Source organism: Corynebacterium riegelii, assembly GCF_001263755.1.
GTDB lineage: Bacteria > Actinomycetota > Actinomycetes > Mycobacteriales > Mycobacteriaceae > Corynebacterium > Corynebacterium riegelii.
On record NZ_CP012342.1, the window covers coordinates 54,605 to 71,376 of the forward strand.

Here is a 16,772-nt window from a genome sequence, read left to right on the forward strand (position 1 = left end):
TTAGTTAGCTTCAGCATCTACCGTGCGGTTGCGCAGCTTACGTGCCGTGCGGTCCTGGCCTTCGGCCACAACACGCTTCAGGCCAGAAGGCACCTGCGGATCATTGAGCAGGGCATCCGCCTTTTCCACGCTTGCCTGATCCACAGCCCAACCCGGGTACATACCCTCAAGGGTGCGCTGCGCCATCTCATTGGTCAGGCGATCCCACAGACCAGGTGCGATGCGGAAGTAATCATCCGCAAGGCCATCTAGTCCGGCATCGGTGAAGGTGAGGCCATCCATGAGGTAGCGCGCCTCAAGGTTGGTCAGGTCCTCTTCAACAAGCTTCTTCCACGCCCACGCCTTGTCCGCGACCGCGCGCACGCGCAGGCGAGAGATAGCGCCCTCGGAAGAGTCATCGTGCTCCTCGTCAGCAGCAGACGCTGGCAGCTGTCCAACCGCAACCAGGTTGGTGATGGCCAGCCAACGTACCTCCTGGTTCTCAGAGGTTTCCAGCAACTGCTTGAAGTAGGCCACCGTCTCATCGTTCGCCTGCAGACGTGCTAGCGCACGATCAGAGATTGCACGCGGCTCAGCACCACGGAAAGCGTTGTTGAGCAGGTCGAAGCCCTCGGTCTGCCAGGACGGTTCCACAAACCCACGCACCGCAGCGGTGCCCTGCGCAAACAGGCGCTCCTGCACACTTGGGTGCGTCTCCGCAGGCGCAAAGCGCGCCACCAGGCGCACAAACTCACGAGCCGGCAGGACACCGTCGCGGGTGGCCTCCCACAGGGACGACCACACCAGGGTGCGCGCCAGCGAGTCTTCGATGTCGCCCAGGTGCTCAAGCGCGAAGCGAGTGTGCTCGTCGCTTAAGCGCATCTTGCAGTAGGTCAGATCCTCATCATTCACCAGTGCCAGGTCGTGCTCCACGCCAGCCAGCTCAGGGATCTCCGTGCGCTCACCGTGGATGTCGGTTTCTACCTGGTGGGTGCGGCGCACGGTGCCGTCGACAAGCGAGTAAAGCCCCACGCGAACGCGGTGCGGGCGCAACACATCAGACTCCTGCACCACCGCAAACCCATCGGACGTATCCGCACGCAGGGTGGATACACCCGTGGTGCGCAGCCACGCGTCGGCCCAGTCGGACAAATCGCGGCCCGAGGCCTGCTCAAGCGCGCCAAGCAGATCATCGAAGGTGGCGTTAGCAAACGCGTGGTTGTCAAAGTGCGTACGCACACCTGCGAAGAACTCCTCGTAGCCCACGTATGCCTGCAGCTGCTTTAACACGGACGCGCCCTTGGCGTAGGTAATGCCGTCGAAGTTCTGCTCCGCGGTCTCAATATCCGGGGCATCGGCGGCGATCGGGTGGGTAGTGGGCAGCTGATCCTGCTGGTACGCCCACGCCTTCTCCACAGCGGCAAACGTGGTCCACGCCTCCGAGTACTCGCCGATGCCCACCTGAGCGGTGGCGGCGGACCAGGTTGCGAAAGACTCATTGAGCCACAGGTCATCCCACCACTGCATAGTCACCAAATCGCCGAACCACATGTGCGCCATCTCGTGCAGGATCGTGTCGTTACGACGCTCAAGGCGGTACGGCGTCGGCTCCGAGGTGAAGATGTACTCATCGCGGTACGTCACAGCACCCACGTGCTCCATGGCGCCCATGTTGTACTCCGGGCAGAAAATCTGGTCGTACTTATCCCCAAACGGGTAGGTGCGGCCGAAATTGGCGTGGTAGAAATCGAAGCCGTCCTTCGTCTGACGGAACAGGCGCTCCGAATCCATGTGCGGGATCAGGCTGGCGCGCGCGTACAGCCCAAGCTCGATCGTGCGCTCCTCACCGTTGTCACCGGTGCACGTGTAGGTGTCCGTGACGCGCTCGTACTCGCCAGCCACAATCGCAATCAGGTAGGTGGACAGCGGGTAATCAATTGCGGTGGTCCACGTCTTGGTGCCGTCGCCGTTGTCGGTGACCTCAACCGCCTCGTTGAGCACCACGGTGTACGCCTCAGGTGCGGTCACCGCAATGTCGTAGGTGGCCTTCAGATCCGGCTGGTCAAAACCGGCGAACACCTTCATCGCCATCGCCGGCTCGAACTGGGTGTACAGGTAGTCCTTGCCATCCACCGGGTCGGTGAACTTGTGCAGGCCCTCACCGGTGCGGTTGTAGGTGATGGTGGCGTTGACGGTGAGCTCGTGCGCGCCGTCTACAAGCACAAGCTCATTACCGTTGGTAGGGGTGCCGTCGAGGGTTGCCTCGAACTCATCCGCCACCAGGTCAAAGTGGGTCTGACCTGCCTTGGAGTCAAACGTGACCACCGTGCGGGAGGTGAACTGCTCCTTGCCGGTCACATCCACGTGGATGTTGTAGTGGACGTTATCAATCAGTGCCTTACGTGTCTGCGCATCATCGCGCGTGAGATTTGTTTTCATAGGCGCCACGCTACTGAACATCGCTACAGTGGGCCGCATGAGCCTTACAAAAGTTACCTTTTATTTCGATGTTTCTTGCCCTTTTGCCTGGCTGACCTCCCGCTGGATGAAGGAAGTGGAAAAGGTCCGCGATGCTGAGGTGGAGTGGGTGCCCATGTCGCTCGCAGTTCTTAACGACGGTCGCGACCACCTCCCCGAAGCCTACAAAGAAGCGATGAAAGCGAACTGGGGTCCCGCGCGTGTCTTTGCCAAGGTGAAGAACGAAAAACCCGAGATGGTTGACGCGCTGTACACGGCGATGGGTACCAAGATTCACGTGGAAGGCCAAGACCACAAGCAGGGCTTCGGCGCCTATGACGAGATCATCCGCGCAGCCCTTGCGGAGGTTGGCCTGCCGGAAGACTTTGCGGAGGCAGCCAACGTTGACGGCGACGATGCCCTGCTGCGCGGCTACCACCAGCAAGCGATGGATGCCGTTGGGGACGACGTGGGCACTCCGGTGCTCCAGCTTGGCGACACCGCCTTCTTCGGCCCCGTCATCACCCGCGTACCCACCGGCGAAGACGCAGGCGAAATGCTCGACCACGCCGTCGGCCTGGCGAAGTTCCCGTACTTCTTTGAAATGAAGCGCTCCCGCACCGAACGGCCGCAGGTGCGCTAGTTTTTGGCCTGGCTAGCGCTAGGTTTGTGCTTGGTTTGCGCTGGATCGGCGCTTGTCCGGCGGGTGTCCGGGGTACGCTTGTGGGCATGCGTATTTACCTTGGAGCAGACCACGCCGGATTCGAGCGAAAGAACCAGATCAAAGCCCACCTTGAGGCCCAGGGCCACGAGGTAACCGACTGCGGCGCCCACGAATACGACGCCGCTGATGACTACCCGGCGTTTTGCATCGCCGCGGCTGAAGCCGTGGTGGCTGACCCGGGTTCCCTGGGCATCGTGCTTGGTGGTTCCGGCAACGGCGAGCAGATCGCCGCGAACAAGGTCAAGGGCGCACGATGCGCTCTGGCGTGGAGCGTGGAGACCGCCAAGCTGGCCCGCGAGCACAACAACGCCCAGCTCATCGGCATCGGCGGCCGCATGCATACCGAGGAAGAAGCGCTGGCTATTGTGGACGCCTTCGTGTCCCAGCCGTGGAGCGAAGAGGAGCGCCACCAGCGCCGCATTGACATCCTTGCCGAGTACGAGAAGACCGGTGTGGCGCCGGAGGTCCCGGGCGCCTAAGCGCTGCGGCGTTTGGCGCCTTGCGGTGGTTCGGCCGTGTTGCACCGCCGCTCGGGCGCCCGAAAACACGTTTGTAGCTACCTACACCCGGCTACCAATGCGAAAATCGGCTACTAGCTGCATGTAAGTAGCTGCAATCTTTGCTGGGGCATCCCTTAGACGGGGTGCGCCGGCGTTATCAAAGAGCGATCGAGGGGGGATTCACGATGCAGATAAAGATGACTGCGGTCAGCATGGCGTTGGCGGGGGCTGTGTTGTTGGTGGGCGGATGCGTTCCGTCCGAGAAGATCGGCAGCGTTGCTGCCTCGCAATCCGCCGCGGAGGAGAGTCCGCGGGCGTTCTACTTCGAATCGGGTGTGCTGGAGTTCGGTGACTTCGACCCCTATTCGCTTGGTAACTCCCTCTTTAACCCCTGCACCGAAATCACCCCCGAAGAATATGCGGCGGCTGGCTTCCTGGAGATCATCGTGAAAGACGAGGGTCGGACATTCCACGGGCTGAACACCTGCCACCTGCCAAGAACCGAGGAACAGCTCGACAAGTCGGTGACGGTCTCATTCGCCAACGGGAACACCACTAGAGAGATGATTGAGTTCCAGGGACTCCTATATCCCGAGTACCGCTCGGACCTCATTCCCGAACTCTTCACGTTCGCGGCGAATGATGCCTCCCCAGGCGTCTGCTATGTCCAGATCGATACTGCGCGCGGGGGTTTCGGCGCTTCAGCTGGTGGTGACCCGAGGGACGTAACCACCGAAGAGATGTGCAACGCCGCGATTGATATTGTTGAGCAACTCTATCGCGCGTTCGGCAGTCCCGATGTCCACTAAAGTGTACACGATTTCTGCTGGCACAATCCGTTTTTGGCTCTAAGATTATGTCCTACAAAAGGACAATCGAAACACAAATATTTCGGGGGATTTTTAATGAGCCAAGTAGTTCGTATAGATACAGAGGGTCTCAAACGGGGGATCTCACTCCTAAAAGAAGAAGCGGCAACAGTCGGGCTTTCCGGACGAGATGGGATCAGGAGCGCACTCGCTACTTTCTCGCAGTTGTCGGGGTTTCGTGAATCCGGGCAACTGCTGGGTGCAGTCTCGGCAGTCAATGCGCCGAAGTCGTCTTTTGCTCTAGCTTCACACCTGAAAGATGCCGCGCGTGTTTCCGAGGTGAATCTGAAGAACATGCAGCGTGCCGATGACTCGTTTTCGGGAGCCTTTTCCGCGATTAGGTTTGGAAATCTTGATTCGCTGGTGGCGGGGTTGGGGCAGATGGAGGCCTCGCTGGGCCTGGCGAATGCGAAGGCCCCAAGTTTCGCGCCTACGACACCCGTAGTCGTGCCGCCCATGAGCCTGCGCGTGCTGGAGCGGCTCCTCGCGGCGTCGAACGTGGCAGCTGTGGAGGCTGAGGCAGCGAACTGGACGATGGCAGCCCGCGCGTTGGATGAGTCCGTGATGGCACTGTTTGAGGTGAAGAACTCGTTTTCCACCTCGATGGAGACAGCGTGGGTCCAGCGTGGCGACGCGCACGTCAACAAAATCCAACGCGCCGGCAACGTCTACGCTCGCCGTGCAGACGCGATGTCCGCGCACACCACGGCGTTGGGGAGTCTGGCATCGGCAGAGACCGTCATGGCGGCGGTGGCCGCCACGGCAGCCATGGCGCTTCCTCCCGCGATGCGCCCGGCGTATGAGGCGCAATACCTCGCCGTCTTCGCACCTAGGGCAACCTCGCAGCTAGCGGCAACGGTGCCGTCGTTCGCCCAGCTGTTGCCAGACTTAGATCAGCTTTCGGGCAACCCCTTCGACATCCGGGAGGTCAACGCGCCGGACGCCCCATCATTCGAGCGCTCCCCGCTGCCAAAGATCATCCAAGAATCATTCAGGGCGCTCGGCCATGCGGACCTCGCCAGGGCGACCACGCCTAACGACGTCATCAACGCATACGGCAAGGTCAACCCAGATGTTGTTGAGGCGATTAAAGCGGGTGCGACGCAGACGCAGGCGGCGTCGTTGGCGGCGCCGTCGATACCCCCATCGTTAACCCCGGGAGCAGGGATGGCTGGTGGCACGCCGGGCAACCTTGCATCGGGTGGTGTTGGTTCAGGTGCTGGCCTGAGCACCATGGCGCCCGGCAGCGTCGGTAGTAGTGCCGCTTCCGCTTCCGCAGCCGGCGGAGGCGCTCCGGCAGGTGGCGTCGCGGGAGGGGCGGGGTCATTCGGCGGGGGCAGCAGCCGCGGGCAACAAAGCAACCGTGGAGCGTTGAGCGCTGGCCGGGCAGGCGGTGCCGCTAGTGGCCTTGCTGCAGGCATCGGCGCCGGTGGAATAGCTGGCGGGCAAGCCGGTGGCATCGGTGCTGGTGGGCTGGGCATGGGTGGCTTTGCTAGCGGCGCGCCACTTGCTGGTCCGGGAATGGGCGCTGGTGCAGGAGCAGCGCCAGGAACACAGGGAACACAGGGAACACAGGGACGTGGAACGGCGTTCGCCGGTGGACCCATGGGCGTAGCTGGCGCAGGTCAAAGCCCGCAAGGCAAGCAGCGTAAGGCCGCGAAGGTGCAAGCAGTGACCAGCGCCGTAGAGCGCGATGGAAACCTCAGGGCACTGCTAGGGGAGGCGCCGTTGGTGCTGCCGAGCGTTATCGGCAACAACGTGCGTGAATGAGGGGTAGCGGCGGTTATTTGGGGTCGGCATTCCGCGCCATACGGACAACCTCCACGCCACCCATCAAGGCAAGGCCGCCAATGGTGAGTGTGGGGGCGTTCGCAGGCAGATCGTGTTGGGAGATGGTGACGCTTTTGTCGTCGTGAATCTCGAAGCCACCCATGAGGGCGAAACCCTCGCTGAGCACGCGGACATCCTCGGGAACAATGATGCGAATCCCGCCCATCAAAGCAAGCGTGTTGATCCTGGTATGTGCCTCGGTGAAACGAGCTTTGAGCAGGTTCAGATCCGTTCCACCCATCAACGCAAGAGAGAAGTGACTTGGCGCAACAAGCCAGTCGCCGGAGCGTCCAACACCACTCATTACGGAAACAGAGATGGCACTACCCCCGGGCTCACCCGTGACCATGGACAACGCACGGCTGGTGTTCGCCTTCGGAGCCAACGGTGCGTAAGGCATGTTCTGGGGAAGCAAGTCGTCGTTGCTGGGAACATCCAAGTCTGCAGTGAGGTGTTCAACCTCGTCGGCATAGGTTGCACCCCACGCTTGCTTAGTACGCAGGTCAAACTCCTCAGTAGTGAGCTGACCGTCGGCATACGCCGCGGCTAGGGCATCGGTCGCTGCCTGGCGGGCAGCACTGGAAAGGCGTTTACGAGGTTCGTTTGCTGTGCTCACGCGCTCTAGCCTAAGTGAAAATGGTGGTTTTAGAAGTCGAAGCCGAAGTCAAAACCGCCGCCATCGAAGCCGCCGCCTTCGAAACCGCCCATGTCGCCCAGACCTTCAGCGCCACCGACGTCGGACATGCCGTCCATGCCACCCATGTCACCGCCCATATCACCGCCGAAGTCGCCGGCCTCAAAGGCCTCTGGCGACGGGGTGCCAGCCATGCCGGCGAACATCGCGGAGTAGAACATCATTGAGGACGCAGCCCACATACCCGTCATCATCGCCGGCGCCCACCACGCGGTGGAGTACCAGCCGGCAGGAACGGGCCGACCAGCGACAGCGCCGCCGGGGTAGTAGTGCGGAGTAGCCGCGGTAGCCACCGGGGAAGCAGTGACCACAGTGCCGTCCTCCTGGCGCACGGTGCGCTCTTCAGTCACGCGACCTGCCTGGCGCTGGCCCTCCAGCTCCGGCAGTGCGGGTCCTGCAGGCATACCCATGATTTCGCGGGCGGCGTTGACGTAATGCAAGCCCTCAAGCGCAGACTCGCGGGCGAGCATGGCCTGCTTCGGCGTGCGGGCATCTGCAAGACCGGCAGATGCTGCGTTAAAGCGCTCGGATGCGTCCGCCATCGCCTGCGTTGATGCTGCGTCAGTGCCGGAAATGTTGAGCACTTGGGATCCCAAACGGTCGGTCCAGCGTTTGGCGTCCGCCAATGCGTCGTCAAGCGAAATCTGCTCCTGCTGCCGCGACTGCAACTGCTTGCCGCCACCTGCAGGAAGCAGCCACACAAGCGCGCCGATGATGAGAACAATGAGCAAAAGGGTGAGCAAGGATCCTCCTAAAATTCGTTGTTGTTTGGTTCAACGGGGGAACCTGCGCTAAAGTTCCGAGCAGCTCGTCTGAGCAGCGTTTTGGCGCATGGGAATGTCGTATAGTGGCTAATACCTCAGCCTTCCAAGCTGAAGACGCGGGTTCGATTCCCGTCATTCCCTCCAAGAAAAAGCCCCTCTGAACGGGGCTTTTTTGTTTTTTCGCCACCCGTTGCTATCTCTTATAAACACGGGTACTACAATGACCCGACGTGAGTTTTTCACGACTCACGGGGCGTGGCGCAGTTTGGTAGCGCACCTGCTTTGGGAGCAGGGGGTCGCAGGTTCAAATCCTGTCGCCCCGACAAGGTTTTTATAACCGTTCAATCGATTTAGTACAGGAGTTATTCGTGAAGACAAACGTCGAGAAGCTCAGCGACACCCGAGTCAAGCTGGACGTCTCCGTCCCCTTCGACGAACTGGGTCGCGAGATTGACCAGGCGTACAAGGCAATTGCACAGCAGGTCAACATCCCGGGCTTCCGTCGTGGCAAGGCTCCTCGCCAGCTTATCGACGCTCGATTTGGCCGCGGCCCAATCCTGGAGCAGGTAGTCAATGACATGCTGCCGTCCCGTTACGACCGTGCGCTGTCCGAGAACGAGCTGAACCCGCTCGGCCAGCCGGACATCGAGATCACCAAGATCGAAGACAACGACGTTGTCGAGTTCACCGCTGAGTTCGACGTGCGCCCGGAAATCGAGGTTCCGGACTTCTCCAAGATCGACGTGACTGTCCCGACCCGCAAGGTTGATGACGAAGCTGTGGACAAGGAGCTCGACGAGCTGCGTGGCCGCTTCGGTGAGCTGAAGGACACCAAGCGCAAGCTGAAGACCGATGACTTCGCTGTGATCGACGTTGAGGCAAGCGTTGACGGCGAGAAGCTGGACGAGGCTTCCGCCGAGGGCCTGACCTACCAGGTTGGCTCCGATGACCTGATCAAGGGTCTTGACACCGCACTGCGCGGAATGAAGACCGGTGAGGACAACGAGTTCACCACCAAGATCGAGTACGGCGAGCACAAGGGCGAAGAGGCCACTGTGAAGGTGACCGTGCAGCAGACCAAGGAGCGTAAGCTGCCGGACCTGGATGACGAGTTTGCACAGCTTGCTTCCGAGTTCGACACCGTTGAAGAGCTGCGCGAATCCACCAAGTCCCAGCTTGAGGAGGGCCTGAAGGCCCAGCAGGCTGCCGACATCCGCGACGAGGTGCTCAAGGCTGCGCTGGAGCAGGTTGAGTTCCCGCTGCCGGAGTCCGTGGTTGATGAGCAGGTGCACAACCAGCTTCACCAGCTCCTGGGTCAGCTGGCACACGACGAGAATGCTCTCGCTCAGCTGCTTGAGGCACAGGGCACCACCCGCGAGGAGTTTGACAAGGACACCCGCAAGCAGGCTGAAGAGTCCGTGCGCACCCAGCTGTTCCTCGATGCTGTCGCAGAGGCTGAGGCCCCGGAGGTTACCCAGGAAGAGATCACCGATCACATCCTGTTCACCGCACAGTCTTACGGCATGGACCCGAACCAGTTCATTGCCACCCTGCAGCAGAACAACCAGATCGGCAACCTGTTTGCTGACGTTCGCCGTGGCAAGGCTCTGGCAGCTGCCATCTCGCGTACGTCTGTGAAGGATGAGGACGGCAACTCCATCGACCCGAACGAGTACTTCGGCGAGATCGAGGACGAGGCTGACGAGGCTTCCGACGACGAGTAGGGCTTTTTAGCGCAAGCGCCCCGTGCACCCGGTGAGGGTGGTGCGGGGCGTTTTTGTTGTTTGTGCGGTGGGGGGGTGGTCGCGGCCCTCCGGTGTTGAGCATGGCGCAGTTTGTAAACGACCCCGGGGCCATTTACAAAACCCCAGGTCGGGTTTGTCACATCCGTAACAAGGCGGCCTCGCTTACAAAAACTCGCGCCTAGAGGGCGGTTGGGGCCCTAGCTGCACCCGCCGGGCTGAAAACAAATGCGAAATCTTTCAGGGCCCTGGGGTTTTGTAGTCACATCCGTAACAAATCGAAATGTTTGCAATGGGGCTAGTGTGTCGAGCGGGACAAAAGAGGGCACAAGTGGGTAAAGGGGCCAAAGGGGTGGGAAGGGGGCGTACGCCGGTAGCGAACGTGGGCGTCGATAGTGAAATGCCCGAGTAAGGTAGTGGCGTTAATAACTAGTGAAAGCAGCGAAAGATTCTAGAAAGGACGCGGCAACAATGACGCAGCCGACTGGCATGAACCTGGGTGACTCGGTCTATGAGCGCCTGCTCCGTGAGCGCATTATTTTCCTGGGCCAGGAGGTGGATGATGAGATTGCGAACAAGCTGTGCGCACAGATTCTCCTTCTGTCCGCTGAGGACCCGACCCGTGACATCAACCTCTACATCAACTCCCCGGGCGGCTCTGTGACCGCGGGTATGGCGATTTATGACACGATGAAGTACTCCCCGTGTGACATCGCCACCTACGGCATGGGCTTGGCTGCTTCGATGGGCCAGTTCCTGCTCTCCGGCGGTACGAAGGGGAAGCGCTACGCGCTGCCGCACGCGCGCATCATGATGCACCAGCCATCTGCAGGCGTTGGCGGTACCGCAGCAGATATTGCGATCCAGGCTGAGCAGTTCGCGCAGACCAAGCGTGAGATGGCGAAGCTGATCGCGGAGCACACGGGCCAGACCTTCGAGCAGATCACGAAGGATTCTGACCGTGACCGTTGGTTTACTGCGCAGGAAGCCAAGGAATACGGCATTGTGGACCACGTTATTGAGCACGCCGCGCAGGCTGGTGTGCACTCCATCGGCGAGTAACTACCCGGCAAGCGACAACGCAAGCAAAATCACAGAGGAGAACTTTTCATGACTTTCCAGATGCCCACCTCGCGTTACGTGCTGCCGCAGTTCCTTGAGGAAACCAGCTTTGGCACGAAGCAGATTGACCCGTACGGCAAGCTGTTTGAAGAGCGCATTGTCTTCCTGGGTACGCAGGTGGATGATACGTCCGCAAACGACATCATGGCGCAGCTTTTGGTATTGGAGTCCCAGGACCCGGACCGTGACATCACGATGTACATCAACTCTCCGGGCGGCTCGTTCACCGCGCTGATGGCTATCTACGACACGATGCAGTACGTCCGCCCGGACGTCCAGACCGTGTGCCTGGGTCAGGCCGCTTCCGCTGCGGCTGTGATCTTGGCTGCAGGTGCTCCGGGTAAGCGTGCGGCTCTGCCGAACTCGCGTGTGCTGATCCACCAGCCGGCAACTGAAGGTACTCGTGGCCAGGTGTCGGACCTTGAGATCCAGGCAAACGAGATTGAGCGTATGCGTCGCTTGATGGAGGAGACGCTGGCGCACCACTCGGGCCGTACCCCGGAGCAGGTTCGCATTGACACGGACCGCGACAAGATCCTCACCGCCGCTGAGGCGAAGGAATACGGGATCATTGACCAGGTCTTTGATTACCGCAAGCTGAACGCGTAGCTAGCAACAACAAAAGCCGCCCGCACCCCCGAAACCGAATCGGAAGGGGAGAGGGCGGCTTTCGCGTTCTTTCGCGCTACTCCGCCGGGGTGCAGTACACTGCGGCGTTGCGGATGGCTTCTGGCGCGCCGGCGAAGTCATCGCGGGCCCAGCAGACGTCCTCACCAACCATGCCGTCTGGGTCGACGCTGGCCCAGCCGTTGCCGCGTGCCTTCCAGAAGTACTGCTGGCCGTCGAGCATCGTGCGGGCCCATTCGCGGTCACAGAAGGTGGAGAACTCGCGGCCGTTGGCCTCGTTTTGGCTTGGCCATGCGCACTCCGCGCCCGGCAGTGGTTCGGGTTCTGGTTCGCGCTCCGGCTCTGGCTCGGCTTGGCGCGAGGAGCTGGAGGTGGAGCTGCGGGTGGACGTCGTTGTGGCCGAAGACTTGCTGGAAGAAGTGGTGGTGGAGCTCGTGGTGGTCTCCTCCGGCTCTTCTTCCTCGGTTGTTTCTTCTGGCTCCGGCAGTTGCGAGGTGCTGGTGTAGGGGAAGTCCAACACTGGCTCGGCCAGGCGCCCCTCGTCACCCTCGCTGCCGCAACCGGCCAGCAGCATCGCTGAAGTGGCGACGATTGCGGCGGCGGTCTTGACACGGTTCACGCGAGTTTTTCCTTTCGGAGCTTTTTGCTTATCGACGTACCAATTTAACCCATCACGCCCCCAAAAATCCCTTCACCACCCGATTGAATGCTTCGGGGTTCTCAACGGCTACTTGATGGGAGCCGTCGATAACTGCGGATTGCACAGGGCCAGAGACCCCGGCGGCGATCTCGGCGAGCTGCTCGGGACCGGTCCCGGCGTCGTCCTTACCAGCAACGGTGAGCACCGGGCACGTGATTTTGCCAAGTTGGTCGGCGAAGTCCCAGCCGGCGAGGGCGTCGCCGTTTTGGGCGTAGCCTTCGGCGTCGATACGCAAGATCATCTCGCGCACCTCGTTGACCTTTTCTGGATGGCTGGCGCGGAAGCCTTCGGTGAACCAGGCCTTAATAAATGCGTCGGCGAGAGCGCCCATGCCTTGTTCGCGGGCGATGGTGGTGCGCTCGGTCCAGCGCTCTTCGCCGCCGAGGAAGGTTGCGGTTGCGCAGAACACTGCCTTTTCCACACGGCCGGAGTAAGCAGCCAGCCACTGCGCCAGCGCGCCGCCCAAAGATAGTCCGACGATGTGGAAGCGGTTGACGCCCACGGAGTCAAGCGCCTGCGTGATGTCCTGGCAGAGATCCTCCACGGTGGTGGAACCGGGGGCTACTGGCGCGGTCTCGGACTGGCCGTGGCCGCGGTGGTCCACGGTCACCACCCGGAAGCGCTTCGCAAGCTCTGGGATGAGCGCGTTCCAGGTTTCGTGCGTGGTGGCAATGGAGCTGAGCAGCACCACTGTTTGATCAGGAGTGCCTTCTGTGGGGCCGTGTTCGGTGACGTGTAGGTGAGTCATGGCCCCATTGTGATGAAGGCTGATCTAGCGGGCAACCGGCACAGGTTCCTTTTCGGGTGCAGCGGCGGGCACAGGGCCTTGATCAAGCACGCGATCAACCGGGGAACGCGGAATCAGCGCGGTGCACAGGGCGCCAACTGCGGCGACTGCGGCAAATTGGTAGAAGGCGGTGCTCGGGGTTGCGCCGGAGCCGATGATCAGCCCGCCGATCGCCGGGCCGAAGATGCCGCCGAGTCGGCCGAAGCCCGCGGTACATGCCACGCCGGCGGCACGCTGGGCGGTGCCGAAGTAGTTGGAGGTAAGGCCATAGACCAGCACCTGGGTGCCCAGCACGCCGATGCCGGCAAGTGCGATTGGCAGGTACATAGGGGCGACAGTGTTGAACTGCGGCAGGATCGCAAGCATGACTGCTGCTAGCAGGAAGGTGCAGGTGATGACGATCTTGGCGCCGATCTTGTCGGCCACCCAGGCGGCGAAGAGGCCGCCAATGACAGCGCCGCCGTTCAGTGCGAGCAGGGAGTACAGCGAATCGTGCGGGGATGCGCCGTTTGCCTGCATGATCTTCGGCAGCCAGGTGTTGAGGCCGTAGGTGGAAAGCAGGCCGATGAAGCTCATCGCGCCGATCAGCAGTGTGCCAATCAGGTAGGAGCGGGAGAAGATACCCGCAAAGCCGGTTTTCTCAATGTCGGACTTCGCCTGAGTGGCGGTTGCTGTGGTGGTGGAGGAAGCCGATGGGTCGAAAAGGAAGCTGTCCTTCGGAAGCCCGTACTTCTCACACACCGCGTTGGCCTGGGCGTGGCGGCCGCGGGTGATCAGCCAACGCGGCGACTCAGGAAGCGCCACGTACGCAAGCGGCAGCAGGAACAGCAGCGGGGAAGCGCCGAACAGGAATAGCCCGCGCCATCCCCAGGCATCTTGGAACCACAGGGCCATTAATGACGCCATAACGCCACCCGCCGGCACGCCCGAGTACACAATCGCGTTGAAGAGGTTTTTGCGGTTTGCCGGGGCGAACTCGGCGATGATGGCGCCGCCGGTGGCAACGATCACGCCGATGCCAAGGCCGGTCAGGAAACGCAGGAGGCCGAACATGACGATGGACTGCGCCATCGAGGTCACCGCCATGCCGATGGAGAACCAGACGATGGCGACCAGGAACACGTTGCGGCGCCCAAGCCTGTCGCCAACCGCGCCGGCGGCAAGCGCGCCGACCATAACGCCCACCATGGCCCAGGAGCCAAGGGTGCCGGCAATCTGTGGGCTCAGCGCGCCGATTTGGGTGGGGTCTTCCAGGAGGTTGGAGAGGACGGCGCCGTAGATGACGAGGTCGTAGCCGTCGAAAAGAATGGCAATTCCGACAACGGCGAGGATGAGATAGACGGACGCGCGATGCTTGGCCGATGCCCAGCCTTCGCGCTGGATTTTTGGTGTTGCTGGCATTTCAACTCCTTTACGTGTGAGGTTTCACACAGTTAATTAGAGTTGTGGCGTGGACTCTACTAGGGGATTCCCTCTAGCTTTCCCAGGGAGTCGGGCCTTGAGGGCCTCCCGCGTTAGAATCGTCGGAGTTTGACTGAGCAAGTATGATCAAGAGATCACCTGTCCGAGACGGACTCATACACCACGCTCACACACCACGCGGGAGTTTTTGAAAGTACATGGCAGTAACGCACGACAGCTCAGACCTGCTGAAATGCTCGTTCTGCGGAAAGACGCAGAAGCAGGTTCGCAAGTTGATCGCCGGGGGCGGCGTTTACATTTGTGACGAGTGCATTGAGCTATGTAACGAGATTATTGAAGAGGAGCTGTCGGGGGCGGGCACGCAGGCGTCGGCAAGCGAAGAGAAGCTCCCTCGCCCCTCGGAGATCACCGCATTCCTTGACCAGTATGTGATTGGCCAGGATGTGGCAAAGCGCACGCTGGCGGTTGCGGTGTACAACCACTACAAGCGCATTAAGGCGGAGCAGAAAGTGCTTGGCGCGCGCCGTCGTGATGAGGAAGTGGAGATTGCGAAATCCAACATCCTGCTGCTTGGTCCGACGGGCTCCGGTAAGACCTACCTTGCGCAGACACTGGCCCGCATGCTGAATGTGCCGTTTGCTATTGCGGACGCGACGAGTCTGACCGAAGCCGGCTACGTGGGCGAGGACGTGGAGAACATCCTGCTCAAGCTGCTGCAGGCGGCGGATTTTGATGTCAACCGTGCGCAGACCGGCATCATCTACGTTGATGAGGTGGACAAGATTTCGCGCAAGAGCGAAAACCCCTCCATCACCCGTGATGTCTCCGGCGAAGGCGTGCAGCAGGCGCTGCTGAAGATCCTGGAGGGCACCGTGGCCTCTGTGCCGCCGCAGGGCGGGCGCAAGCACCCGAACCAGGAGTTCATTCAGCTGGACACCACCAACATCCTGTTCATTGTGGCCGGTGCGTTTGCGGGCCTGGATAAGGTGATTGCGGAGCGTGTGGGGAAGAAGGGCATCGGCTTCGGTGCGGAGATTGATTCCAAGGCGCAGCGCGATGAGTCGGACCTGATGTCCAAGGTGCAGCCGGGGGACCTGGTGAAGTTCGGTCTGATCCCGGAGTTCATTGGCCGTCTGCCGATCCTGGCGCACGTGGAGGACCTGGACCGCGAGTCCATGGTTCGCGTGCTCACGGAGCCGAAGAACTCCCTGGTGAAGCAGTACCAGCGCCTGTTTGCCATGGATGGCGCGGAGCTGACCATTACTGAGGACGCGCTGGGCGAGATCGCCGATAGGGCCGCCGAGCGCAAGACAGGCGCCCGTGGCCTGCGCGCGATTATGGAAGAGCTGCTGGTGCCGGTGATGTATGACCTGCCTGACCGCGAGGACATTGCAGAGGTTGTGATCAACGGTGCAGTGGTGCGCGGTGAGGAAGAGCCGCGCTACGTGGCTGAGAACGAGGAGCAAAGCGCCTAACGCTCAAACGGGGTGTTGTGCCGGCCGCGCCTATACTCGAGGGTGTATCTGACCAGCTTCTGCATGGAAAGGCTTCGAGAGAAATGGCATCTGATTTGGCACAGACGAAACAGCCGGTAAAGGTCACTATCACTGGCGCTGCGGGCAACATCGCATACTCCCTGTTGTGGCGCGTGGCTTCGGGCGACGTGTTCGGACCGGATCAGCCGGTGGACCTGACGTTGCTGGAGATTGAGCCGGCGGCGAAGGCTGCTGAGGGCACTGCGATGGAGTTGTCTGACTCCGCGATGCCGCTGGTGCGTGGGATTACGGTGACCACGGATCAGCGTGCAGGTTTTGAGGGCGCGAACGCCGCCTTCTTGGTTGGCGCGAAGCCGCGTGGCAAGGGCGAGTCCCGCGCTGACATGCTGGCCGCCAACGGCAAGATCTTCATCGAGCAGGGCAAGGCAATCAACGCTGGTGCGGCGGATGACATCCGTGTGCTGGTTGTTGGCAACCCGGCGAACACGAATGCGTACATTGCTGCGAAGGCTGCCGGTGATGTCCCGGCTGATCGTTTCAACGCTTTGATGCGTCTGGACCACAACCGTGCGCTGTCCGTGTTGGGCCAGAAGCTTGATGCGCCGACGGATGCGTTTGAGCGCGTTGTGGTGTGGGGCAACCACGCTGATACGCAGTTCCCAGACCTGACCTACGCGCAGCTTGAAGGCGCTGACGTGATGCCGAAGATTGACCAGGCGTGGTACACCGATGAATTCATCCCGCGTGTGGCTAAGCGCGGCGCGGAGATCATTGAGGTGCGCGGTAAGTCTTCGGCAGCGTCGGCTGCGTCTGCTGCTGTGGATCACATGCGTGACTGGGTGCAGGGCACTGATGGTCGGTGGACCACGGTGGCGTTGCCGTCCACGGGCCAGTACGGCGTGGATGAGGGCCTGGTCTTCGGCTTCCCGGTGGTTGGCGCTAACGGCCAGTGGCAGGTAGTTGAGGGCCTTGAGATCAGCGATTTCCAGCGTCCGCGCATTGATGCGAACGTGGAGGCGCTGCGCTCTGAAGCGGAGGTAGCGGCGCAGCTTTTCTAAG

General features: G+C 61.2%; 15 protein-coding genes and 2 tRNA genes. 11 read left to right on the top strand and 6 right to left on the bottom strand.

Translation table 11 applies throughout. The annotated features are described in order from the left end of the window. Positions 1-2,418 (bottom strand): aminopeptidase N, encoded by a 2,418-nt coding sequence (gene pepN, locus AK829_RS00320; protein ID WP_052206274.1) that lies wholly within the window; start codon positions 2,416-2,418, stop codon positions 1-3. Positions 2,419-2,455: 37 nt separating this feature from the next. On the opposite strand from pepN, the gene AK829_RS00325 reads away from it, so the two are divergent. From AK829_RS00325 to AK829_RS00340, 4 genes are all read left to right on the top strand, one after another. Next, positions 2,456-3,079: a mycothiol-dependent nitroreductase Rv2466c family protein gene (locus AK829_RS00325; RefSeq protein WP_052203251.1), complete on the top strand. Its 624-nt coding sequence runs from the start codon at positions 2,456-2,458 to the stop codon at positions 3,077-3,079. 86 nt (positions 3,080-3,165) lie between these two features. Next, positions 3,166-3,639: a ribose-5-phosphate isomerase gene (locus AK829_RS00330; RefSeq protein WP_052206275.1), complete on the top strand. Its 474-nt coding sequence runs from the start codon at positions 3,166-3,168 to the stop codon at positions 3,637-3,639. A 206-nt stretch (positions 3,640-3,845) separates the two neighbouring features. Further along, the gene (locus AK829_RS00335; RefSeq protein ID WP_052203252.1) at positions 3,846-4,469 is read left to right on the top strand and encodes a DUF3558 family protein; all 624 of its coding nucleotides are present in this window, start codon (positions 3,846-3,848) and stop codon (positions 4,467-4,469) included. Positions 4,470-4,808: 339 nt separating this feature from the next. Beyond that, positions 4,809-6,299 carry a hypothetical protein gene (locus AK829_RS00340; RefSeq protein ID WP_157045261.1) on the top strand — a complete coding sequence of 497 codons (1,491 nt, stop codon included), beginning with the start codon at positions 4,809-4,811 and terminating at the stop codon, positions 6,297-6,299. Positions 6,300-6,312: 13 nt separating this feature from the next. Here AK829_RS00340 and AK829_RS00345 read toward each other — a convergent pair whose 3' ends face one another. Then, positions 6,313-6,975, bottom strand: a complete 663-nt coding sequence (locus AK829_RS00345; protein WP_052203261.1) for a DUF1707 SHOCT-like domain-containing protein — start codon at positions 6,973-6,975, stop codon at positions 6,313-6,315. Between the two features lie 29 nt (positions 6,976-7,004). Next, positions 7,005-7,796, bottom strand: a complete 792-nt coding sequence (locus AK829_RS00350; RefSeq protein WP_052203263.1) for a hypothetical protein — start codon at positions 7,794-7,796, stop codon at positions 7,005-7,007. A 90-nt stretch (positions 7,797-7,886) separates the two neighbouring features. Here AK829_RS00350 and AK829_RS00355 point away from each other — a divergent pair. The 5 genes from AK829_RS00355 to AK829_RS00375 all read left to right on the top strand — a co-directional run bounded on the left by AK829_RS00355 (position 7,887) and on the right by AK829_RS00375 (position 11,290). Next, positions 7,887-7,961: transfer RNA gene (locus AK829_RS00355), tRNA-Gly, on the top strand. A gap of 105 nt (positions 7,962-8,066) precedes the next feature. Then, positions 8,067-8,140, top strand: a tRNA-Pro gene (locus AK829_RS00360). Positions 8,141-8,185: 45 nt separating this feature from the next. After that, entirely contained in the window at positions 8,186-9,541 is a 1,356-nt protein-coding gene (gene tig / locus AK829_RS00365) for a trigger factor (RefSeq protein WP_052203267.1), read from the top strand. A gap of 489 nt (positions 9,542-10,030) precedes the next feature. Next, on the top strand, positions 10,031-10,621 hold the full coding sequence (locus AK829_RS00370) for an ATP-dependent Clp protease proteolytic subunit (protein WP_052203269.1): 591 nt from the start codon (positions 10,031-10,033) through the stop codon (positions 10,619-10,621). Between the two features lie 48 nt (positions 10,622-10,669). Continuing rightward, on the top strand, positions 10,670-11,290 hold the full coding sequence (locus AK829_RS00375) for an ATP-dependent Clp protease proteolytic subunit (RefSeq protein ID WP_052203270.1): 621 nt from the start codon (positions 10,670-10,672) through the stop codon (positions 11,288-11,290). 76 nt (positions 11,291-11,366) lie between these two features. Here the strand turns inward: AK829_RS00375 and AK829_RS00380 are convergent, their stop codons facing one another. Genes AK829_RS00380 through AK829_RS00390 form a run of 3 tightly spaced genes read right to left on the bottom strand, consistent with a single transcriptional unit; the run spans position 11,367 to position 14,196 of the window. Further along, on the bottom strand, positions 11,367-11,927 hold the full coding sequence (locus AK829_RS00380; protein WP_052203273.1) for a hypothetical protein: 561 nt from the start codon (positions 11,925-11,927) through the stop codon (positions 11,367-11,369). Positions 11,928-11,979: 52 nt separating this feature from the next. Continuing rightward, positions 11,980-12,756, bottom strand: coding sequence for an alpha/beta fold hydrolase (locus AK829_RS00385; protein WP_052203274.1), 777 nt, complete (start codon positions 12,754-12,756; stop codon positions 11,980-11,982). Positions 12,757-12,780: 24 nt separating this feature from the next. Continuing rightward, positions 12,781-14,196, bottom strand: coding sequence for an MFS transporter (locus AK829_RS00390; protein WP_052203276.1), 1,416 nt, complete (start codon positions 14,194-14,196; stop codon positions 12,781-12,783). A gap of 218 nt (positions 14,197-14,414) precedes the next feature. Between AK829_RS00390 and clpX the strand changes: the two genes are divergently transcribed. Then, positions 14,415-15,692, top strand: coding sequence for an ATP-dependent Clp protease ATP-binding subunit ClpX (clpX, locus tag AK829_RS00395; protein WP_052203278.1), 1,278 nt, complete (start codon positions 14,415-14,417; stop codon positions 15,690-15,692). Between the two features lie 83 nt (positions 15,693-15,775). After that, positions 15,776-16,771 carry a malate dehydrogenase gene (locus AK829_RS00400; RefSeq protein WP_052203280.1) on the top strand — a complete coding sequence of 332 codons (996 nt, stop codon included), beginning with the start codon at positions 15,776-15,778 and terminating at the stop codon, positions 16,769-16,771. Position 16,772: the final 1 nt, after the last annotated feature.

Excerpts from the sequence above, each read along its gene's own strand:
- AK829_RS00325 (WP_052203251.1), top strand. The coding sequence starts at position 2,456 with ATGAGCCTTACAAAAGTTACCTTTTATTTCGATGTTTCTTGCCCTTTT.
- AK829_RS00385 (WP_052203274.1), bottom strand. The coding sequence starts at position 12,756 with ATGACTCACCTACACGTCACCGAACACGGCCCCACAGAAGGCACTCCT.
- AK829_RS00335 (WP_052203252.1), top strand. The coding sequence starts at position 3,846 with ATGCAGATAAAGATGACTGCGGTCAGCATGGCGTTGGCGGGGGCTGTG.
- clpX (WP_052203278.1), top strand. The coding sequence starts at position 14,415 with ATGGCAGTAACGCACGACAGCTCAGACCTGCTGAAATGCTCGTTCTGC.
- AK829_RS00375 (WP_052203270.1), top strand. The coding sequence starts at position 10,670 with ATGACTTTCCAGATGCCCACCTCGCGTTACGTGCTGCCGCAGTTCCTT.
- AK829_RS00370 (WP_052203269.1), top strand. The coding sequence starts at position 10,031 with ATGACGCAGCCGACTGGCATGAACCTGGGTGACTCGGTCTATGAGCGC.
- AK829_RS00390 (WP_052203276.1), bottom strand. The coding sequence starts at position 14,196 with ATGCCAGCAACACCAAAAATCCAGCGCGAAGGCTGGGCATCGGCCAAG.
- pepN (WP_052206274.1), bottom strand. The coding sequence starts at position 2,418 with ATGAAAACAAATCTCACGCGCGATGATGCGCAGACACGTAAGGCACTG.
- AK829_RS00330 (WP_052206275.1), top strand. The coding sequence starts at position 3,166 with ATGCGTATTTACCTTGGAGCAGACCACGCCGGATTCGAGCGAAAGAAC.
- AK829_RS00400 (WP_052203280.1), top strand. The coding sequence starts at position 15,776 with ATGGCATCTGATTTGGCACAGACGAAACAGCCGGTAAAGGTCACTATC.